Origin of the sequence: Verminephrobacter aporrectodeae subsp. tuberculatae At4 (genome assembly GCF_000193225.1) — a bacterium.
Taxonomy (GTDB): domain Bacteria; phylum Pseudomonadota; class Gammaproteobacteria; order Burkholderiales; family Burkholderiaceae_C; genus Acidovorax; species Acidovorax aporrectodeae.
The window spans coordinates 1-835 of sequence record NZ_AFAL01000327.1 but is presented as its reverse complement, the minus strand read 5'-3'; the positions used below and the strand labels follow the sequence as shown (position 1 = coordinate 835).

Here is an 835-nt window from a genome sequence, read left to right as displayed (position 1 = left end):
GGTCAGGTGCGCGGCGACCAAGCCATCGACCACCTCGCTGAAGGTGACGGTGACGGTGGTCGTCGCGCCGATTTTCAGCGCGCTGTCGTCGAGCGTGATGCGCTGCAACTGCGGCACCACGGTGTCCACGCGGTAGTTGGTGCTGGTGACGTCGCTGCCCGTGGCCAGGTTGCCGGCAGCGTCCGTGACGCCGCTGAGGTTGTTTACGCGGATGGTGTTCGCCGCCGCCGTGGTGTTCGCTGCCGGGGTCAGCGTGCCGGTCCATGTCAGGCCGTCGGCGCTGCGCGTGAGCGCGCCGAGCGTGCCACTGGAGACGCTCAGGTGGTCCTTGCCAAAGCCGGTGACCGCTTCGTTGAAGCTGATGGTCACGCTGGTCGTCTCGCCCGCCTTGAGCGCGTTGTCGCCGAGCGTGATGTGCGTCAGCTGGGGGGCCACGGTGTCCACGCTGTAGTTGGCGCTGGTGACGCCGCTGCCCGTGGCCAAGTTGCCCACAGCGTCCGTGACGCCGCTGAGGTTGTTCACGCGGATGGCGTTGCTCGCCGCCGTGGTGTCTGCCGCGGGGGTCAGCGTGCCGGTCCAGCTCAGGCCGTCGGCGCTGCGCGTGAGCGCGCCGAGCGTGCCACTGGGAGTGGTCAGGTGCGCGGCAGTCAGGCCACTGACCACTTCGCTGAAAGTGACGGTGAGGGTGGTCGTCTCGCCGATTTTCAGCGCGCTGTCGGCGAGCGTGATGCCGGTCAGCTCGGGCGCCACGGTGTCCACGCTGTAGTTGTCGCTGGTGACGTGGATGCCCACGGCGGCGTTGTTGGCAGCGTTTTTTACGCCGCTGAGGTTGTTC

Annotated in this window: 1 protein-coding gene; it reads right to left on the bottom strand. The window is 68.0% G+C overall.

All coding sequences use genetic code 11. The annotated features are described in order from the left end of the window. Positions 1 to 835: Ig-like domain-containing protein (locus VTU_RS33530; protein WP_010102536.1), on the bottom strand; the 835-nt coding region annotated here is incomplete at both ends.